This window comes from Agromyces sp. S2-1-8, from assembly GCF_021129215.1.
GTDB lineage: Bacteria > Actinomycetota > Actinomycetes > Actinomycetales > Microbacteriaceae > Agromyces > Agromyces chromiiresistens.
Map to the genome: position 1 here is coordinate 2805372 of NZ_JAJOLP010000001.1, position 20292 is coordinate 2825663.

Sequence of the window (20292 nt, forward strand, 5' to 3'; positions counted from 1 at the left end):
GCCTACACGCCGCCGGCGGGGTGGAGCGCCCGCAGCTCCCTGCGGGTGAGCTCGCGACGACGACGACGGGTGGACGGCGAGAGCACGGCGCGCACGCCGCCCGCGGTCGCGAGGATCGAGCGGATGGTGAGCCACACCGTGTCGTCGTCGCGGTGCTCGAGGATGAACGACTCCTCGCCGGTCTCGGCGCCGTGCGCCGTCGTTCCGTAGGCGAAGCCGATCCGGTTCGGTTCGTCGATCACGTAGACGACGAGCACGGGGGTCTTCGCCGTGCCGAACCGCCGCTTGTGCTCGAGCGTCGCGGTCATGCCCGCGGCGATGTACGGGGTGCCGTCGGCGCCGAACCGGTCCTCCGTGCGGGGCGCGGGCTGGTCGGCGAGCGGGGCGCCGGTCGGGTCGAACACGATGCCGGGGTACTGGGCCCCGGTGCCGGCCGACACGTCGGCGATCGTGAACCCGGCTCCCCGTTGGATGCCCCACGTCATGAGCGCCTCGGCCGAGCGGTCGAACCGCTCCTGGCCCGAGCCGAGCCGTACCGCGTCCTCGGCGGGCCGGAGGCCCACCGGCGGGTAGCGGAGGAAATCGGGGTCGAGCGTGGCGCCGATCGCCCCGTAGGTGACCGACTGGTCGGTGAACGTGCTTCTGCGAGTCATCCGTGTTCCTTCGCGCGCGGCGGGCCGCGCGCTACTTCTTGGCGTCCTTCTTGGTCTCCGTGTCGCCCGACAGCGCCGCGATGAAGGCCTCCTGCGGGACCTCGACCCGGCCCACCATCTTCATGCGCTTCTTGCCCTCCTTCTGCTTCTCGAGGAGCTTGCGCTTGCGGGTGATGTCACCGCCGTAGCACTTGGCGAGCACGTCCTTGCGCATCGCACGGATCGACTCTCGCGCGATGATGCGCGCACCGATCGCGGCCTGGATCGGCACCTCGAACTGCTGGCGGGGAATGAGCTCGCGCAGCCGACCGGTCATGAGCACGCCGTAGGCGTAGGCCTTGTCGCGGTGCACGATCGCGCTGAAGGCGTCGACCTGCTCGCCCTGCAGCAGGATGTCGACCTTCACGAGGTCGGCCGCCTGGTCGCCGACCGGCTCGTAGTCGAGGCTCGCGTACCCGGCCGTCTTCGACTTCAGCTGGTCGAAGAAGTCGAAGACGATCTCACCGAGCGGGATGTTGTACCGGATCTCGACGCGGTCCTCGCCGAGGTACTCCATGCCGAGCAGGCTGCCGCGGCGCGACTGGCAGAGCTCCATGATCGTGCCGACGTAGTCCTTCGGGGCGAGGATCGCGGCCTTCACCATGGGCTCGCGCACCTCGGCGATCTTCGCGCCCGTCGGGAACTCGCTCGGATTCGTGACGGTGACGGTCTTCTTGTCCTCGGTCGTGACCTCGTAGACCACGCTCGGCGCCGTCGCGATGATGTCGAGCCCGAACTCGCGGCGCAGCCGCTCGGTCACGATCTCGAGGTGGAGGAGGCCGAGGAAGCCGGCGCGGAACCCGAAGCCGAGCGCGACCGACGTCTCGGGCTCGTACACGAGCGCCGCATCGGAGAGCTTCAGCTTGTCGAGCGCCTCACGCAGCTCGGGATAGTCGCTGCCGTCGATCGGGTAGAGACCCGAGAACACCATCGGGAGCGGCTCGGTGTAGCCGGCGAGCGCCTCGGCGGCGGGCTTCACCGCCGTCGTGACCGTGTCGCCGACCTTCGACTGGCGTACGTCCTTCACGCCGGTGATGAGGTAGCCGACCTCGCCGACGCCGAGGCCCTTGGTGGGCGTGGGCTCGGGCGCGGAGACGCCGATCTCGAGGATCTCGTGCGTCGCGCGGGTCGACATCATCTGGATGCGCTCGCGCGGGTTCAGCTGGCCGTCGACCATGCGCACGTAGGTGACGACGCCGCGGTAGCTGTCGTAGACCGAGTCGAAGATCATCGCACGGGGTGCTGCGTCGGCGTTGCCGACCGGCGCGGGGATGCGCTCGACGACCCGGTCGAGCAGCTCCTCGACGCCGACGCCCGTCTTTCCGGAGACCTTCAGCACGTCGTCGGGCGAGCCGCCGATGAGGTCGGCGAGCTCGCGCGCGTACTTCTCGGGCTCGGCCGCCGGAAGGTCGATCTTGTTGAGCACTGGGATGATCTCGAGGTCGTTCTCGAGCGCGAGGTAGAGGTTCGCGAGGGTCTGCGCCTCGATGCCCTGGGCGGCGTCGACGAGCAGGATCGCCCCCTCGCACGCGGCGAGCGAGCGCGAGACCTCGTACGAGAAGTCGACGTGGCCGGGGGTGTCGATCATGTTGAGCGCGTACGCACGGCTCTCGCCCGAGGCATCCTCGACCTGCCACGGCATGCGCACCGCCTGGCTCTTGATCGTGATGCCCCGCTCGCGCTCGATGTCCATGCGATCGAGGTACTGCGCCCGCATGTCGCGATCGGACACGATGCCCGTGATCTGCAGCATGCGGTCGGCAAGCGTCGACTTGCCGTGGTCGATGTGCGCGATGATGCAGAAGTTTCGGATCAACGCGGGGTCGGTGGCGGCGGGCACCGGCGGGTTCACAGCTCTCGGAGACATCCTGTCGATTCTCCCATGATTCGGCTTCCGACTTTCGACGGATGCCTCGCGGCGGGCGCCGCGGCTACGCTCGCAGCATGAGCGCGACCCTGCCGAACCCGTCGCGCGGGGCCGAATCGGCGCTGCGCCCGGTGTTCATCGCGCTTCGGCTCGGGCTGCACCTGCTCGTCGTCGGGCTCACGCTCTTCGTCATCGTGCGGGCGCTCATCTCCGACGACACCGACGAGGTGCCGATCACGGTGCTCGCGATCGCGTTCCTCGCCTGCTACGGCGCGGGGGTCGCGACGGCGCACCGGCACCTGCCGACGTGGGCGCGCGTCGTCTGGCTCGTGATGCTCCTCGCGCTCTGGGTCGCGATGTCGGCGCTCACCCCCGACGCCGCCTTCCTCGCCTTCCCGCTGTTCTTCCTCGAGCTGCACGTGCTCGCCGCGCCGATCGCTGTGCCGCTCGTCGTCGTCACCTTCGGCCTCTCGGTCTGGGGCACGGCGAGCCACCTCGGCTACGAGGTCGGCTCGATCCTCGGACCGCTGATCAGCGCGGGCGTCGCGATCGTGATCGGCCTCGGCTACCGCGCGATGGCGCAGGAGACGAGGGAGCGCCAGGCGCTCATCCTCGACCTGATCGCGACGCGCGAGGAACTCGCGGCCGCGAGCCACGAGGCCGGCACGCTCGCCGAGCGCGAGCGGCTCGCCCGCGAGATCCACGACACCCTCGCGCAGGGACTCTCGAGCATCCAGATGCTGCTGCATGCGGCCGAGCGGGACGTCTCGGACGAGAGCGTGCGTCAGAAGCTCGTGCTCGCCCGCGAGACCGCGGCCGAGAATCTCGGCGAGGCGCGCCGGTTCATCCGCGAGCTCACCCCGCCGTCGCTCGACGAGCAGACGCTGCCCGCCGCGCTCCGCCGGCTCGCCGAGGCCGTCGACGACCAGGCTCACCAGTCGGGCGCCGACACGCGCGTCGAGTTCGCGACGAGCGGCGACCCGGTCGTGCTGCCGATGGCGGTCGACGCGGCGCTGCTGCGGATCGCCCAGGGCTCGCTCGCGAACGTCGTGAAGCACGCCGACGCCCGCACGTGCTCGCTCACGCTGACCTACCTCGGCGACGAGGTCGCGCTCGACATCGTCGACGACGGCATCGGCTTCGACGTCGAGGCCGTCGCCCGACGCGCCGCGGCAGCCGCCGCGGACGGCACGACGGCCGCTGCCGGCGAGTACGGCCTCCGTTCGATCCGGCGGCGCGCCGAAGAGCTCGGCGGCCGATCCGACGTCGAATCCGCGCCCGGCGAGGGCACGGCGCTGTCGATCCGCATCCCGGTGGTGCCAGCATGATCCGGCTGCTGCTCGCCGACGACCACCCGGTGGTGCGGGCGGGCATCCGCGCGATGCTCGAACGCGAGGTCGATCTCGAGGTCGTCGGCGAGGCGTCCTCGGCCGAGGACGCGGTGCGTCTCGGCCGGAAGGGCGTCGACCTCGTCCTCATGGACCTCCAGTTCCCCGGCGCGATGCAGGGTGCGGAGGCGACCCGCCGGCTGCGCGCCGAGCCCGACGGACCGAGGGTGCTCGTGCTCACCAACTACGACACCGACGCCGACATCCTCGGGGCGATCGAAGCCGGCGCGAGCGGCTACCTCCTGAAGGACGCACCGCCCGAGACGCTCATCGCGGCCGTGCGCGCCGCCGCAGAGGGCGATCGGGCGCTCGCACCGGAGCTCGCCGCGAAGCTCGACGCCTCCCGCGCCACGGGCGAGCGCCTGACGGTGCGCGAGGCCGAGGTGCTCGCGCTCGTCGCCGAGGGTCGCACCAACCGCGAGATCGGCAAGTCGCTCTTCCTCAGCGAGGCGACCGTCAAGTCGCACCTCGTGCACATCTTCACGAAGCTCGGCGTCGGCTCGCGCACCGCGGCCGTCGCCCGGGCTCGTGAGATCGGGGCGATCAGGGCGGGGTGAGCATGGTCGGCGCCCGCATCGTGCTCGTGCACGGCATCCGAACCTCGGCCACGATGTGGCGGCGGCAGGTCGCCGCGCTCACGGCGCACGGCGTCGACGTCGTCGCGGTCGACCTGCCCGGGCACGGGTCGCGCATGGCCGAGGAGTTCTCGATCGACGCCGCGATGGCGGTGATCGAGGAGGCGCTGAACCCGCCGCAGACCGATGGGACGGCTCCGGATGCCGCGCCGCCGCGTCTGCTCGTCGGTCTCAGCCTCGGCGGCTACCTGTCGATCGAGTTCGCGGCGAGGCATCCGGATCGTCTCGACGGCCTCGTCGCGGCCGCGTGCGGGACCGTGCCTCGCGGGCCCGGTCTCGCCGCCTACCGGTCGATCGCCGCGGCCATCGCCCGTCTGCCCGATCGCGGACGATGGCTGAACGACGCGACCGCCGCCCTCTTCCTCGCGCCCGACGCGCTCGCCGATGTGGTCGCAGGCGGCGTCGCACTCGACGTGATGGCCCCCGCGCTCGCGGCCGTCGGGCACCTCGATCCGGTGGCGGCGCTCGACGCCGTCCGGGTGCCGATCTGGTTCGTGAACGGACGCTACGACCACTTCCGGCTGCAGGAACGGCGGCTGCTGCGCGCGGCGCACGACGCTCGGCTCGTCGTCGTGCCCGGGGCCACCCACCTCGTGAGCCTGACCGCGGCCGACGGCTTCACCGCGGTCGTGCTCGGCGCCGTCGCCGAGCTCGAACGGCGCGCCGCCGCCCGGCGCCGCTGACCCGTTCGACCCGAAATGCTTGCCCTCCGCAGGCAACCGACGTAGCGTGTCGTCGGCGCATCGTTCGCATGGATAACCGATGCGCTGCAGATTCAGTGTCGAACCATGCATCGGTCAGGCAACGCCGGCCGGTGCGTCGATACGCATCAGCTGGCGGGGCCGAAAGGTGGTCCCAACGATGGTTCCCTCCCAGCTCTACCGTGCGACCGTCGTCGACACGCCCGTCAGTCCGTTCGAGGGCGGCGAGGCGCGCTACGACGCCGACAGTGCGATCGTCGTCGAAGGCGGCGTCATCCGCTTCCGCGGCGCATTCGACGAGGCATCCCGGCGGCACCCCGACGCGACGGTCGTCGACCTGCGCGACGGCGTGCTGCTTCCCGGGCTCGTCGACACGCACGTCCACTTCCCGCAGCTGCGTTCCATGGCGGGGCTCGGCCTGCCGTTGCTCGACTGGCTCGACCGGTACACCCTGCCCGAGGAGACGCGGTTCGTCGACGACGCGTACGCGCGCGAGGTCGCCCCGCCGTTCCTCAACGCGCTCGCGGCGGCCGGCACGACGAGTGCGCTCGTGTTCGGATCGCACTTCGCCGGCGCCATGCGCGAGTTCTTCGGCGCGGCGTCGTCGTCGGGCCTGCGCATCACGAGCGGGCTCGTCGTCGGCGACCGGATGCTGCTCGACGGGCTCTACACGACGCCCGAGCGAGCGCGTGAGGAAGCGGCCGCCCTCGTCGAGGCATGGCACGGCCGCGGCCGCCTGCGCTATGCGGTCACGCCGCGGTTCTCATTGTCGGCGTCCGACGACCTGCTCGCCGCGTGCAGCGACACGTTCGCCTCGCGCGACGACCTCTGGTTCACCTCGCACCTCAACGAGAACCCCGCCGAGGTCGACACGGTCGCGAGCCTCTTCCCCGACCGCCGCGACTACCTCGACACGTACGATCACCACGGGCTCGTGAACCGCCGTTCGGTCTTCGCGCACAGCGTGCACTCGACGGTGCCCGAACTCGCCAGGATGGCGGAGGCGGGCGCCTCGGTCGCGCACTGCCCGACGTCGAACTCGGCGCTCGGCAGCGGGCTGTTCCCGTTGCGTCGCCATCTCGACGCCGGCGTGCGCGTCGCGCTCGGCACCGATGTCGGGGCCGGCAACGGGTTCAGCCTGTTCAAGGACGGCATCCAGGCGTACTTCATGCAGATGCTGCTCGGCCCCGACGGCGTGCAGCTCGAGCCCGCGCATCTCCTCTACCTCGCGACGCTCGCCGGAGCCGAGGCGCTCGGGCTCGACGGTGTCGGCCATCTCGGCGTCGGCATGCAGTTCGACGCGATCCACGTGCGCCCGGCGCCGGGCTCGGCGTACGACATCGTGCTGTCGCGCTCGGAGTCGGCGGGCGACGTGCTCGCTCGCACGTTCGCGCTGGCGACCACCCATGATGTCGCTGCGACATGGGTCGGCGGCGACCTCGTGCACGCGCGCTCGTCGGTCCTCGGCGACGAGGGCGCCTCGGCCATGACCGACCCGGTTCCGCTGCACGGGTGATGCCGGCGGTCGGATCGTCCTGCGACCCGCCCGGCAGTCCCGCTTTGGTGGGCCGCCGGGCGAACTGGTAGTGTTGTGTGTTGGCTTCCGTGTGGGTCCCACCCCGCACGAGACGCCGTGGCGGCCCCTCTACCGTTCACGGCACCTCCCGTACCCGCACGAACGAAAGAATCACACGTGGCAAACATCAAGTCGCAGATCAAGCGCATCCGCACCAACCGCAAGGCCGAAGAGCGCAACAAGGCCGTCAAGAGCGAGCTCAAGACCGTCGTGCGCGCCGCCCGCGAGGCCATCGCCTCGGGCGACAAGGACAAGGCCACCGCCGCCGTGCGCGTCGCCTCGCGCAAGCTCGACAAGGCCGTGTCGAAGGGCGTCATCCACCAGAACCAGGCCGCGAACCGCAAGTCGGCGATCGCCAAGCAGGCCGCCGCGCTCTGATTCTCAGCAGTTTCGCATGAAGGCCCCGCTTCGGCGGGGCCTTCGTCGTCTCCGGGACGGCTCGTGGCCGGCCGTGCTCACCTCATCGCCGCACTCCTTCGAAGGCCAGTCATGCGGCCCGACACCTCGTCGCCCGACACTCGACGCTCGACGCTCGAACTCGAGTGCACTTCACGCCTCGAATCGGGCGACGACGGCGCCCCCGATACGCGAGGCCTCAGGCTTCGGTGCGGGCTCGGAGCGACTAGCGGCGACCGCGGGCGGCGATGACGCCGACGAGGCGCTCGAGTGCGAACACGGGGTCGCGTTCGGCGCCCTTGACCGCTGCGTCGGTCGCGGCGAGGGTCTCGATCGCGACACCGAGGCCCTCGTCGGTCCAGCCGACGAGGTCGCGACGCGCTCGGTCGACCTGCCACGGCGCCATGCCGAGGGATGACGCGAGCTGAGCGCCGCCGCCGCGCGAACCGGACACCTTCGCCATCGTGCGCAGCTTCATCGCGAACGCCGCGACCATCGGCACCGGGTCGGCGCCGCTGTCGAGCGCGTGCCGGAGCGCGATCAACGCCTCACCGTGGCGCCCGGCGATCGCGGCATCGGCGACGGCGAACGCGTTCGTCTCGACCCGACCGCCGTAGTAGCGGGCGACGACCGCCTCGGAGATGTCGCCGGGAGCGTCGGCGATGAGCTGCCGGCACGCGGCCGAGAGCTCGCGGAGGTCGTCGCTGAACGCCCCGACGAGAGCCCGAAGGGCGCCCGGCGCGATCTTGCGGCCGGCCGCTCGGAACTCCGCCGCCGCGAAGTCCTGCTTCTCGGAGTCCTTCTTCAGCTCGGCGCAGACGATCTCGATGCCGCCGCCGGTGCCCGCCCGGATCGCGTCGAGCAGCTTCTTGCCGCGCACCCCGCTTCGATGGCGCAGAACGAGCGTCGTCGAGTCGGCCGGCTGCTCGAGGTAGGCGAGCGCGTCGAGCAGGAAGTCGTCGCTCGCCTTGTCGACCGCACTCACCCGGATCAGTCGAGGTTCGCCGAAGAGCGACGGGCTCGCGAGCGTGAGCAGCTCGCCCCGCCGATACCCGTCGGCCTCGAGGTCGCTGACCTCGAGCGCGGGGTCTTCGGCCCGCAGGAAGTCGCGGAGCAGGCCGATCGCGCGTTCGGCGAGCACGTCTTCGGCACCGGTCACGAGCACGATCGGCGCAGGTCGAACGGCGTGCCAGGCGAGTTGCGGGATCGCGACCTTCGAACGCGCCGAAGCGCCACCGCGTGCTGCCACCCGTGCCTCCGTTCCACGCTCCAGTCTACGGGCGGCCACCGACCCCGCCCGCCCGTTCGCTCCAGACCGCGAAGCCGCCGGCGGTCGCGTCGACTGCGATCGATCCCATCTCGTCGGTGCGCAGCGCCGTCGTGCCGGCCAGCTCGAGCAGGTCGAGCGCCCGCTCGGTCGGGTGCCCGTAGCCGTTGTCGGCGCCGACCCCGACGAGCCCGATCGCCGCGTGCAGGCGTTCGTAGAGGCGGTCGCTCTGGTCGGACGACCCGTGGTGGGCGACCTTGACGAGGTCGACGTCGCCGATCGTGGCCGACCGCAGCATGCGATCCTGCGACTCCTCGCCGAGATCACCGAGGAAGACGCCCCGATAGCCGGGCGAGACGAGGTCGAGCACGACGCTCGCGTCGTTGCCGGGTTGCGCCTCGGGCTGCGGCCACAGCACCCGCCAGCTCGACACGCCGAGCGTGCCGTGCACGCCGGCGGTGACCTCGACGGCCCGTGCTCCCGACACGACGAGCGGCTCGAGGACTCGTGACGAGCGATCGCCGTCGAGCGGGCCGTGCAGCACGGTGCCCGCGCGGCCGAGGATCGCCGGCGTTCCGCCCACGTGGTCGGCGTCCCAGTGGGTCAGTACGACGAGGTCGAGACGATCGACGCCGAACAGCTCGAGGCACCTGGTGAGCGCGGCCGCGTCGGGCCCGGTGTCGATGAGGGCGACGGACGTGCTCGAACGCACGAGCACGGCATCTCCCTGCCCGACGTCGCAGGCCGCGACATCCCATTGCGCGGGTCTCGTCGCGCGAGCGACGAGCGGGGCACCGCCCGCCAGGCCGACCGTGATCGCGACGGTCACGACCAGCAGGCTCGCGATCGACACGCGACCGCGTCGCGACAACGGCGGCCCCATCACGAGCCGCAGCGCGAGTACCGTGCACACCCCGAGGAGCACGGCGCCCGCGGCATCGGGGAGCCACGCCAGCCTCCCGCCGGGCAGGGACGCGCCCGTGTGGGCGACGACCGCGATCCATTGCGCCGGCCACCACGCGAGCTGCATCGCCGCGAACCCCACCGAGGGCAGCACCGGCAGCAGCAGGCAGCCGATCAGTCCTGCGATGGTGCCGACGGGCGCCGCCGGTGCCGCCAGCAGGTTCGCGGGAACGCCGTAGACCGCGATCGCCGGGTCGAGCAGCACGAGCACGGGCTGGCAGGCGAGCTGCGCGGCGAGCGGCACGCCCAGCACGAATGCGAGCGGCGTCGGCATCACCCGGGCGAGCGCCGTCGAGAGCGGCGCCGCGAGCAGCAGCAGGCCGGCCGTCGCGCAGACCGACAGCGCGAATCCGTAGTCGCGCGCGTACCACGGATCGACGACCAGCAGCACGACGACGGCCAGCGCGAGGGCCGCCACTCCCCCGCCGGGACGGCCGACGGCCAGCGCCGCCAGCACGACGACGGCCATGACCGCGGCACGCACGACGCTCGACTCGGGGGTCACGAGCACGACGAACGCCGCGAGAGCGACGAGCGCAACGAGCACCCGGATGCCACGGCGCAGGCCCGCCGCGGCGGCCACCGCGAACGCTGCCGCGGTGATGATGGCGCAGTTCGCGCCCGAGACGGCGGTCAGGTGACTGAGCGAACTCGCCTTCATGTCGTCGTCGAGTTCGGCGCCGACCGCGCTCGTGTCGCCGATCGCAAGTCCGGGCACGAGCGAACCGCCGTCGCCGTCGAGACGGGACGCGGCATCGGCGAACCGGGTGCGCAGCTCGCCGCTCCACGCGAGCCACGGCGGCGGCGGCTCGACGACGACGTCGCCGTCGGCATGCAGGTCGAACGCCGCGCGCTCCGCGCCGGGTGATGCGGTCGCCCGGCCGGTGAAGGCGAGCCGTGCACCGAGCTGGAGCTCGGCGGGCACGGCTTCGACGACACCGCTCACCGGGATCGCTCGGGTCGCCCGGCCGTCGACCGCGACCAGCCGGCCCTCGAAACGCAGTGAGGCCGTCGCCCGCGGACGGGGCGCGTCCCCGGTCGCGGTCTGCCCGGCGATGCCGGCCGCTGCGCCGCCACGCCCATCGACCGCCGAAGGGGACGCCGCGGCCGGAGTCGCGGCACCCCCGTCGGTGGCAGGGCCCCACATCGTCATGAGCCGACGCGGCGCCGCGGTCAATTCGACGACCACCGCGATGCCCTCGCGCTCCGCCGCCGCCGTCGCGAGCGGCGACGAACTCCGCGCTCCGAGGGCGCCCGACGCGCTCGTCGCCACGAGCGCGGCGACCGCCGCGCAGACGAGCGCGGTCGCGGCGATCGGCCGCCGCGTGCGGAGCGCGACGACGAGCGCGAGGACCGCCGCCATCCAGGTCGCACCAGCCACGACCCCCGCATCGAGCCCGATGTCCGGGGAGAGCACCGCCAGCCAGGCGCCGGCCCACGCCGTGCAGGCCGGGGCGGCGAGCCGCAGACCGGGCATGGTCAGAGCGCCACGAGGTCGACGAGCCCCGAGTACACCGCATCGCCGATGCCCGCGACGTCGAGCAGCTGGTCGGTGCTCGTGAACGGTCCGTTCGCCTCGCGCCAGTCGATGATGCGCTGCGCCAGTGCCGGACCGATGCGCGGCAGCATGTCGAGCTCGGCGACGTCGGCGGTGTTGAGGTGCACCTTGCCGTCGCCCGCGCCGCCCGCCCCCGTGCCCCCGGCGGCAGCACCGTCGCCGGCGGCACCGACGGCCGGCACCTCGCCGACCTTCGGCACGATCAGCTGCTCGCCGTCGGCGACCGCCCGAGCCAGGTTCACCCCGGCCGGGTCGGCCTCGGCCGTGAGGCCGCCGGCGGCGGCGATCGCGTCGACGACGCGCGCGCCCTCGTCGAGCTGGACGATCCCAGGACTCGCGACCGCGCCGAGCACGTGCACGAGCACGACGGGCGGTGCAGCGGTCGCGACCGTCGCGGCCGCATCACCGGAGGCACCAGCACCCGACGCGCCGTTGCCCGCGAACCCGACCTCGCCCTGTTCGCCGCCGCCCGATGCCGCGAACGACATCACCGCGGCGACGACGACCGCCGCGATGAACAGCGCGACAGCGGCGCCCACGCCGAGGCGCACGCGCGGCGACGCCCGCCGCGCGGACGGGTCGAGCACGGCCGACGGGTCCGGCGAGGAGTTGGGCGGCATGCCCGCACGCTATGCGCCGAGGACCGAGGACGAGCGACGATCGGCCGCCGACGTGCGAATTCGGCCGACGATCGCGCCTGTCGAGGACGAGTCGACGGCGAGCCGCGGACGGGCCCGGCGAGGCGGCGTCGAACAGACGGGTCGAGCGACGCCGATCCGGGCGAGACCCCTACGCCGCGACGGCCTCGCGAGGCCACTCGCGGCCGAACCGCGCGAGGTGGTGCCACACGTACTTCACGAGCTGCGGGTCGATTCCGCCCGCGACGCGCGCACGACCGACGACCGCCGGCGTGAGCATGCCGTCGACCGCGATGCGCCGGGCGACCTCGACGGCCTCCTCGCCGCGATACTCCGGGTTGGCTTCGACGGTCTCGAGTCCGAGTCGGTAGCCGGGGTGGCGTTCGATGACGAGGCCGGCGTCCTCGGCGACGCGAAGGGTCGCCTCGTCATCGAAGCTCGGGTCGAGCACGATCGCCTCGACGTCGTCGGGCACCGAGACGCCCCCGTGCACCTGCGCCTCGATGTAACGGTTGAGCAGTTCATCGACGACGTCGGCGTGGTAGTCGTCGAGCAGCCCCATCCGGTCGGCGACCCCGAACAGCGCGGGCTCGAACGCGCTGTCGGGATACGTGAACGTCGCACGCCGCAGGGCCTCCGGCCGGAGGCGCAGGTAGGCCGAGCCGAATCGCGGCGCCGCGCCGTACGCGTCGCCGTCGAGGTTCAGCGCGCCGTAGGCCGGGCGGAGTGCCCCGTCGTGCGCGTCGTACGCGCCGGAGAACAGGCGGCTCTCCCAGTTCCAGCGGTCGCCGCCCGGAACGGCCGTCAGCCCGCCGTTGCTCGTGCCGGTGACGAACTGCGAGGCGTAGCGTCCCTCCTCCAGGATGCGCCGCAGCACGGGCTTGCCGTGAAGGTCGGAATCGGGGTGGAAGTGCAGGACGAGCCGGGCGTCGGTCGGCACCGCGCGGCCGGGCTTCGAGCGAGCGGCGACGGCGGTGAGGGCGGCGTGCCAGGGTTCGGGTCGATGGTCCATCCGTCGATTCTGGCAGGCGGTCCCGCCGCCGGGCGTCGTATGACGCCGATGCCGACAGCCCGCCCGAACGTGGCACGGCCACCGCCCGGACGGGCTGTCGAACGGTGCGATCGACGCGGTCGGCGCTACCCCCGCGTCGCGATGTTGACGAGCTTCGGCGCGCGCACGATGACGTTCACGATCTCGCGCTCCCCGATCGTGCGCGCCACGGCCGCGGAGCCGCGTGCGAGCTGTTCGAGCTCCTCCGCCGAGATCTTCGGCGACACCTCGAGCCGGTCGCGCACCTTGCCGTCGACCTGCACGATCGCGGTCACCTGGTCTTCGACCAGCAGCGCCGGGTCGGCCTTGCGCCACGGCACGAGGGCGACCGTCGGCTCGTAGCCAAGTCGCTGCCACATGTCCTCCGCCGTGTAGGGCGCGAACAGGTCGAGCACGATCGCCGTCACCTCGGCCGCCTCGCGCACGGCCGCGTCGCCAGCGCCGGGACCGGAGTCGATCGCCTTCCGCGTGGCGTTCACGAGCTCCATGAGCCTCGCCACGATGACGTTGAACTTGTACGACTCGGCCAGCCCCGCGGCATCCGCGAGCAGTCGGTGCGTGACCCGGCGCAGCGCCCGGTCGCCGGTCGACCAATCGACGCCGGGCGCCGAGGTCACCTCGCCGGCGATGCGCCACGCGCGCGCCAGGAACTTCGCGGAACCCACCGGCGAGACATCCGCCCAGTCGATGTCGTCCTCCGGCGGACCGGCGAACGCGAGCGTGACCCGAAGCGCGTCGGTGCCGTGCGCCGAGAGCTCGGAGGCGAACTCGACGAGATTGCCCTTCGACTTCGACATCTTCGAGCCGTCCATGAGCACCATGCCCTGGTTCAGGAGCGAGGTGAACGGCTCGGTGAAGCTCAGGTAGCCGAGGTCGAACAGCACCTTCGTGATGAAGCGCGAGTACAGCAGGTGCAGGATCGCGTGCTCGACCCCGCCGACGTACTGGTCGACCGGCGCCCACTTCTCGGCCTGCGCCGGGTCGAACGCCTGCGTGTCGTCGTTCGCGTTCAGGTACCGCAGGTAGTACCAGGAGCTGTCGACGAAGGTGTCCATGGTGTCGGAGTCGCGCTTGGCCGGGCCGCCGCAGTTCGGGCACGCCACGTTCACCCAGTCCTCGGCCGCGCCGAGCGGGCTCGAGCCCTTCGGCTTCAGGTCGAGGCCGGCGGCCTCGGGCAGCCGCACGGGCAGCTCCGACTCGGGTACCGGCACCTCGCCGCACTCGGCGCAGTGGATGATCGGGATCGGGGTGCCCCAGAAGCGCTGGCGCGAGATCAGCCAGTCGCGCAACCGGAAGTTCTTGGCCGCGCGACCGGTGCCGCGTTCGTCGAGGATCTCGATCGCGCGACGGATCGCGTTCGACTTCGAGAGGCCGTCGAGCGGGCCCGAGTTGATGAGGCGGCCCTCGCCGGTGAGCGCGGTGCCGGTACCCGCGGGATCGAGCGGCGGCAGGTCGTCGGGCAGGTACGGGTCGCCGTGCTCGTCGAGCGGGATGACCGGGATGACGCCCGTCACCGGCGCATTGGTGTCGACCACGACGCGCACCGGCAGCCCGAAGGTGCGTGCGAAGTCGAGGTCGCGCTGGTCATGCGCGGGCACGGCCATGATCGCGCCGTGGCCGTAGTCGGCCAGCACGTAGTCGCTCGCCCAGATCGGCAGGCGCTCGCCGTTCAGCGGGTTGACCGCGTAGCGCTCGAGGAAGACGCCCGTCTTCGGACGGTCGGTCGCGAGGCGCTCGATGTCGCTCTCGGCGCGCACCGAGTCGAGGTAGTCGTCGAAGCGCTGCTTCACCTCGGCCGACGCACCCTCGGCGAGCTCGGCCGCGAGCGGCGAGTCGACGGCGACGACCATGAACGTGGCGCCGTACAGGGTGTCTGGACGGGTCGTGAACACGGGCACGCGCTCGGCGCGCCCTTCGATCTCGAACTCGACGTCGGCGCCGGCCGAGCGCCCGATCCAGTTCCGCTGCATCGAGACGACCTTCGACGGCCAGGTGCCCTCGAGCTGGTTGAGGTCGTCGAGCAGGCGGTCGGCGTAGTCGGTGACGCGGAAGTACCACTGGGTCAGGGCCTTCTTCGTGACGACCGCACCGCAGCGCTCGCAGTGGCCGTCGACGACCTGCTCGTTCGCGAGCACCGTCTGGTCGTTCGGGCACCAGTTGACCTGGCCCGCCTTGCGATAGGCGATGCCCTTCTCGTAGAGCTTCAGGAACAGCCACTGGTTCCAGTTGTAGTACTCGGGGTCGCTCGTGTGCAGCTCTCGCGACCAGTCGAAGCTCGGCGCGTACTGGCGGAACGAGGCCTTCTGCTGGGCGATGTTCGCGTAGGTCCACTCGCGAGGGTCGGCTCCGCGCTTGATGGCCGCGTTCTCGGCCGGCAGGCCGAACGAGTCCCAGCCGATCGGGTGCAGCACGTCGAAGCCCTGGTGGCGCCAGTAGCGCGCGGCGATGTCACCGAACCCGAACGCCTCGGCGTGGCCCATGTGCAGGTCGCCCGACGGGTACGGGAACATGTCGAGCACGTACTTGCGCGGCCGCGTGTCGCCTGCCGCCCCGGCGCGGAAGGGCTCGAGCTCGTCCCACACGGGAAGCCACTTCGCCTGGATCGCGGCGAAGTCGTACGCGCCGGGCTCGGCGTTCGCGGGGTCGTGATCGTGTGCCACGTGACTCTCAATCGTGTGTCGCTCGGCGGGCGCGGCCCGCAGGTCTCGGGCGCGCCGGATCGCGGCGCACTCGGGTATCAAGACTAGTCAATCCAGGCGGGTGGATGCCTCGCCGAGGGCTGCGAGCAGGGCCCGAGCCTTGATGCGCGTCTCCTCGATCTCCTCCTCGGCGACCGACAGCGCGGTGATGCCGCCGCCCGTGCCGATCGACGCCCCGCTCGGGGCGATGACGATCGACCGGATGACCATCGCGAGGTCGGCGCCGCCGTCGACGCCGAGGTAGCCGAAGGCGCCCGAGTAGACGCCGCGCGGCCCCTGCTCGAGCTCGTGCAGGATCGTCATGGCGCTGCGCTTGGGCGCGCCGGTCATCGACCCTGCGGGGAACGCGGCGCGCACGACGTCGAGCGCGTCCATTGGCGGCACGATTCGCGCACGCACGGTCGAGACGAGCTGGTGCACGTGCCGGTACTCCTCGACCTCGAGCAGCCCCTCGACGCTCACGCTGCCGAGCTCGGCGATGCGGCCGAGGTCGTTGCGCATGAGGTCGACGATCATGAGGTTCTCGGCGCGCTCCTTGTCGCTCGCGAGGAGCTCGTCGCGGAGCGCGGCATCCCGCACCGGATCGGCGTCGCGCGGCCGGGTGCCCTTCATCGGCTTCGTCGACACGAGCCCGGACGGCTCGATGTGCAGGAACTGCTCGGGCGACGCGCTGAGCAGGGCGAACTCGCCGAACCGGAGGTAGCCGCCGTGATGGCTCGGGCTCGTCGCGCGCAGTGCGAGGTAGGTCTCGGCCGGATCGGGGTGCACGTCGAGGTCGACCCGGTTCGTGAGGCACAGCTGATAGGCGTCGCCGCGCACGATCGCCGCCTGGCACTCGTCGATGAGCCGACCGTAGGCCGCCGCGTCGTGCCGCCAGCGGGCGATGGGCGCAGCGGCAGGATGGCTCGCGCCGCCGCCCGCCCCGGGGCCGGCACCGCTGGCGGGCCCGGCCGCCGGCTCCGCCGGCATCCGTTCGAGCGCCGACGCCCACTCGTCGGCCCACGCGTCGGCGTCGGGTGATTCGATCCAGAGCAGGCGCACCTCGCGCAGGGCGTGGTCGAACAGGGTCACCCGGTCGAGGAAGAGGAACGCCGCGTCGGGGGTCTCGGCCGGCGCGGTCGGAACGCCCTCGAGGTCGGCTCCGAGCTCGTAGCCGAACCATCCGAACCAGCCGAGCGGACCGGGGGCCTGAGCCCCCGGTGCGAGCGCGACGGGCGGCTGGGCGAGCGCATCGGCGAGCAGCTCGAAGACGCGCCCGCGCCGCACGACGCCGGCATCACCGGGCGAGGCCGGGCGGGCGATCGTGACGGTGCCGGCCGAGAGGTCCACGGTGACGACGTCGCTCCCGGCATGGGCGGCACCGAGCACGCTCACTCCGCTCGACCCCTCGTCGCCCCCGTCGAGCCAGACCACGTGGTCGAGCTGCGCGAAGCGGTCGGCGAAGACCGCGCGTGGCGTGCGCCACTCCGGCAATGCGCGCGAACGCAGGCGAGGAGGCATCCACACAGCCTACGGCGCGACGCGCGTCGCCGGCTCGCGGCCAGCCTCTCCGACGAGACGGCCGCCGTCGATCGTGACGATGCGGTCCACGAGCGACGGGTCGACCGGCGTATGCGAGATGAGGACGACGGTGCGGTCGGCACCGGCCGCACCGAGGAGCTCGCGGAGCAGCGAGTCGGCTCGCTCGCGATCGACGTTCGCGGTCGGCTCGTCGAGCACGAGCACGGGGAACCCCGCGAGCATCGCTCGCGCGAGGGCGTGGCGCTGCGCCTGGCCGCCCGACACGAGCGCGCCGCGCTCGCCGACCTTCGCTCCGAGGCCGCCTCGTTCGGCGAGCCAGTCGCCGAGGCCGACCCGTGCGAGCACGTCGACGAGTTCGTCGTCGCTCGCGGTGTCGCGGGCGAAGAGCAGGTTCTGGCGAACGTCCTCGTCGAAGAGCCACGGCGACTGCTCGACGAGCCCGACGAGGCGGCGGACCTCGGACGGGTCGAGCCGCGCCGTGTCCACCCCGTCGATCAGGTACGAGCCGTCGGCGACGTCGAGGAACCGCACGAGCACGTGCGCGAGGGTCGTCTTGCCCGACCCGGAGGGTCCGCGCACGAGCACCCGCTCCCCCGGTGCGAGCTCGAGATCGATGCCCGACAGCGCGGCACCCCGCGAGCCGGGCCATGCGGCGCCCACGGCTCGGAGCGTCAGGCGGGGCGGCCCGTCGGTCGCCGGCACGACGTCGGGCTCGAGCGGCGCGGCCGGGAGCTCGGCGGGGACCTCGTCGGGGACGGCGCTCGCGACCCGCTCGGCGCTCACCCGGGCGAGGCGCCACGCGGTCACCGCCGGCGGCAGGGCCGCGGCGATCTCGGCGATCGCGAGCGGCACGAGGCACAGCACCGCGAAGGTCGGGCCGTCGATGCGCCCCTCGGCGAGCAGCGACTGACCCGCCGTGAGGCTCGCCGCCACCGCGAAGCCGCCGATCGCCGCCATGAGCGCCGCAGCGGCGCCGGCGGCCGAGGCGTTCGCGCGCGTGTGCTGTGCGAGGCGCTCGCCGAGTCGCTCGATGCGCCGACGGCTCGCGGCGGCCGCATCGAAGGCGACGAGCATGTCGAGCGACTGCACGTGTTCGACCACTGCGGCCTGCAGCTCGCCGCGAAGGGGCGCCAGTCGCCGCTCGGCCCGGGCTGCGACCGCGCGCTGGACGAGCACCGTCGCACCGAGGCCGGCCACGAGGCATCCGGCGATCGCGAGCGCCGAGCCCGGCGAGACCGACGAGACGCCGACGACCGCCGCGACGAGGACGACCGATGCGCTCGCGACGGGCTGCACCGCGCGAAGCGGCACGTTCTGCAGTTCGTCGACGTCGCCGGTGAATCGCGCGAGGAGCTCCCCGCGTCGAAGGTCCGCGATGCCGTCGGGCGCGACCGGCAGCATGCGCTCGAAGACGCCGGTCCGGATCTCGGCGAGCTGGCGGAACGCCGCATCGTGTCCGGTCAGCCGCTCGAGATAGCGGAACACCGCGCGGCCGAGCGCGAACGCGCGCACGCCCACGATCGCGAGCGACAGGTACAGCACCGGCGGCTGCTCGGCCGCGCGGGCGATGAGCCAGGCGGAACATGCGATGAGGGCCACGACCGATCCGCCGGACGCTGCGCCGAACAGCACCGACGGGAGCAGCCGGCGAAGCGGCGGGATGCTCGTGCGGAGCACGGATCGGGTGCGATCAGACATGGGCGGCCTCCGTGGAGACGACGACGTCGGCCACCGCCATGAGCTCGGGCCGATGCGTGGCGACGAGCACGATGCGCCCGGTCGCGGCGAGCCCCCGGAGCTCGGCGGCGAGCTCGGCCTCGCGGCTCGCATCCTGAGCGGACGTGGGCTCATCCAGGAGCAGCAACGGCAGGTCGCGGGCGAGCAGGCGGTGCACCGCCCGGGCGATGGCGACCCGCTGCGCCTGGCCGCCCGACAGTCCGCTGCCGCCCGGGCCGAGTCGGCGATCTGCGGGCACGTCGACGCCCGCGACCCGCAGCGCCGTGTCGAGGAACGCCGGATCGGCCGACTCGTCGCCGAGTCGCACGTTCATCTCGACGGTGCCGGCGACGAGTGTCGGCGTCTGGCCCGCCCAGGCGATGCGGTCGAACCCGTGCCCGTCGAGCTCGCGGCCCTCCAGCTCGATGACGCCCTCGTGCGGCACGAAGCCGAGCAGTGCCGCGAACAGGGTCGACTTGCCGCTGCCGCTCTCGCCGACGACGGCGGCGAGTCGTCCCGTCGGCACCGCGAACGAGCGGCCGTCGATCACGACGCGCTCATCGCGCCGCACCGTGACCCCGGCGAGGGCCAGGCCCTCGCCGGCGGTGGAACGGCCGCGGGCTCCCGATCCGGGAGCGTGCTGGATCGGGGATGCCTCGTCGCCGGCGCCCTCGGCCGCCTCGAGGAGCTCGAACGCGTCGGCGGCCGCGGTGACCCCCGCCGCCGAGGCGTGGAACGCAGCGCCGACGTTGCGCAGCGGAAGGAAGACCTCGGGTGCGAGCACGAGCACGAAGATGCCGGCGGCGAGCGCCATGTCGCCCGAGACGAGCCGCAGCCCGATCGACACCGCGACGAGGGCGACCGAGAGGCTCGCGGCGAGCTCGAGCGTGAACCCCGAGAGGAAGGTCACGCGCAGGACCTTCATCGTGTGCTTCCGGTAGTCGTCGGTCACCGCGCGGATGCGCCCCACCTGCCGCTGTGCGCGCCCGTAGAGCAGCAGCGTCGAGAGGCCGCCGACGACTTCGAGGAAGCCCCGTGACAGCGTCGACAGGCTGTCCCACTGGCGTCGCTGCACACGCTCGGTCGCCATGCCGATGAGCGCCATGAACACGGGGGTGAGCGGCAGCACGATGACGAGCACGAGCCCCGACAGCGGGTCGGCGATCCACGCCGCGGCGATGCACGCCGGGGTCGCGACCACGGTGAGGACGAGTTGCGGGAGGTAGCGGCCGAAGTAGTCGTCGAGCGCGTCGACGCCAGGGCCCAGCAGCGTCGCGATCCGTGCCGTGGGGAATCCGGCGATGCCCGCGGGGCGCCGCTCGAGGGCGGCCAGCAGGTCGGACCGGAGTTCGCCCTTCACGCGCATCGCACCGCTCGAGCCGACCACCTCCCATCCCCACGCGCCCAGGGCGCGCACCGTCGCACCGCAGACGAGCAGCGCGAGGAGGAGGCGCACCTCGTCGATCGGCATTCCGTCGATGAGCCCGGAGACGAGCCCGGCGATCGCCCAGGCGATCGCGATGGTCGCGGCGGCCTGCACGACGGCGAGCGCCCCGCCCGCGACGAGGAAGCCGCGGGCGGCGCGCGAGCGCCTGACGAGCCTGGGGTCGAGTGGTTTCACGCC

At 72.6% G+C, this 20292-nt stretch carries 15 protein-coding genes; 5 read left to right on the forward strand and 10 right to left on the reverse strand.

Annotated features, from left to right (window positions below; genetic code table 11):
• Positions 1-2 precede the first annotated feature (2 nt).
• The gene (locus LR269_RS12840) at positions 3-653 is read right to left on the reverse strand and encodes a DUF1990 family protein (protein WP_231431164.1); all 651 of its coding nucleotides are present in this window, start codon (positions 651-653) and stop codon (positions 3-5) included.
• Between the two features lie 31 nt (positions 654-684).
• Positions 685-2559 (reverse strand): translation elongation factor 4, encoded by a 1875-nt coding sequence (gene lepA / locus LR269_RS12845; protein WP_231431165.1) that lies wholly within the window; start codon positions 2557-2559, stop codon positions 685-687.
• A gap of 77 nt (positions 2560-2636) precedes the next feature.
• Between lepA and LR269_RS12850 the strand changes: the two genes are divergently transcribed.
• The 5 genes from LR269_RS12850 (at position 2637) to rpsT (ending at position 7237) form a co-directional block, all read left to right on the forward strand.
• Positions 2637-3887 (forward strand): sensor histidine kinase, encoded by a 1251-nt coding sequence (locus LR269_RS12850; protein WP_231431166.1) that lies wholly within the window; start codon positions 2637-2639, stop codon positions 3885-3887.
• A complete protein-coding gene (locus LR269_RS12855) occupies positions 3884-4504 on the forward strand; it encodes a response regulator transcription factor (protein ID WP_231431167.1) in 621 nt (206 codons plus the stop codon). The genes LR269_RS12850 and LR269_RS12855 overlap by 4 nt, the downstream gene beginning before the upstream one ends.
• Before the next feature lie 2 nt (positions 4505-4506).
• A complete protein-coding gene (locus LR269_RS12860) occupies positions 4507-5265 on the forward strand; it encodes an alpha/beta fold hydrolase (RefSeq protein ID WP_231431168.1) in 759 nt (252 codons plus the stop codon).
• 178 nt (positions 5266-5443) lie between these two features.
• Positions 5444-6799 carry a guanine deaminase gene (gene guaD / locus LR269_RS12865; RefSeq protein ID WP_231431169.1) on the forward strand — a complete coding sequence of 452 codons (1356 nt, stop codon included), beginning with the start codon at positions 5444-5446 and terminating at the stop codon, positions 6797-6799.
• A 177-nt stretch (positions 6800-6976) separates the two neighbouring features.
• A complete protein-coding gene (gene rpsT, locus LR269_RS12870; RefSeq protein ID WP_231431170.1) occupies positions 6977-7237 on the forward strand; it encodes a 30S ribosomal protein S20 in 261 nt (86 codons plus the stop codon).
• Between the two features lie 244 nt (positions 7238-7481).
• On the opposite strand, the gene holA is transcribed toward rpsT, so the two are convergent.
• The 8 genes from holA to cydD form a co-directional block, all read right to left on the reverse strand.
• Entirely contained in the window at positions 7482-8504 is a 1023-nt protein-coding gene (gene holA, locus LR269_RS12875; RefSeq protein ID WP_231431171.1) for a DNA polymerase III subunit delta, read from the reverse strand.
• Between the two features lie 25 nt (positions 8505-8529).
• Positions 8530-10962 carry an MBL fold metallo-hydrolase gene (locus LR269_RS12880; protein WP_231431172.1) on the reverse strand — a complete coding sequence of 811 codons (2433 nt, stop codon included), beginning with the start codon at positions 10960-10962 and terminating at the stop codon, positions 8530-8532.
• 2 nt (positions 10963-10964) lie between these two features.
• Positions 10965-11663, reverse strand: a complete 699-nt coding sequence (locus tag LR269_RS12885) for a ComEA family DNA-binding protein (RefSeq protein ID WP_231431173.1) — start codon at positions 11661-11663, stop codon at positions 10965-10967.
• Between the two features lie 169 nt (positions 11664-11832).
• Positions 11833-12693 carry a DUF3626 domain-containing protein gene (locus tag LR269_RS12890; RefSeq protein WP_231431174.1) on the reverse strand — a complete coding sequence of 287 codons (861 nt, stop codon included), beginning with the start codon at positions 12691-12693 and terminating at the stop codon, positions 11833-11835.
• Between the two features lie 125 nt (positions 12694-12818).
• The gene (leuS, locus tag LR269_RS12895; RefSeq protein ID WP_231431175.1) at positions 12819-15392 is read right to left on the reverse strand and encodes a leucine--tRNA ligase; all 2574 of its coding nucleotides are present in this window, start codon (positions 15390-15392) and stop codon (positions 12819-12821) included.
• An 87-nt stretch (positions 15393-15479) separates the two neighbouring features.
• Entirely contained in the window at positions 15480-16931 is a 1452-nt protein-coding gene (locus LR269_RS12900; protein ID WP_231431176.1) for an anthranilate synthase component I family protein, read from the reverse strand.
• Between the two features lie 9 nt (positions 16932-16940).
• Entirely contained in the window at positions 16941-18650 is a 1710-nt protein-coding gene (gene cydC, locus LR269_RS12905; protein WP_231431177.1) for a thiol reductant ABC exporter subunit CydC, read from the reverse strand.
• Positions 18643-20289: a thiol reductant ABC exporter subunit CydD gene (gene cydD, locus LR269_RS12910; RefSeq protein WP_308191651.1), complete on the reverse strand. Its 1647-nt coding sequence runs from the start codon at positions 20287-20289 to the stop codon at positions 18643-18645. Before cydD ends, cydC begins: the two co-directional genes overlap by 8 nt.
• Positions 20290-20292: the final 3 nt, after the last annotated feature.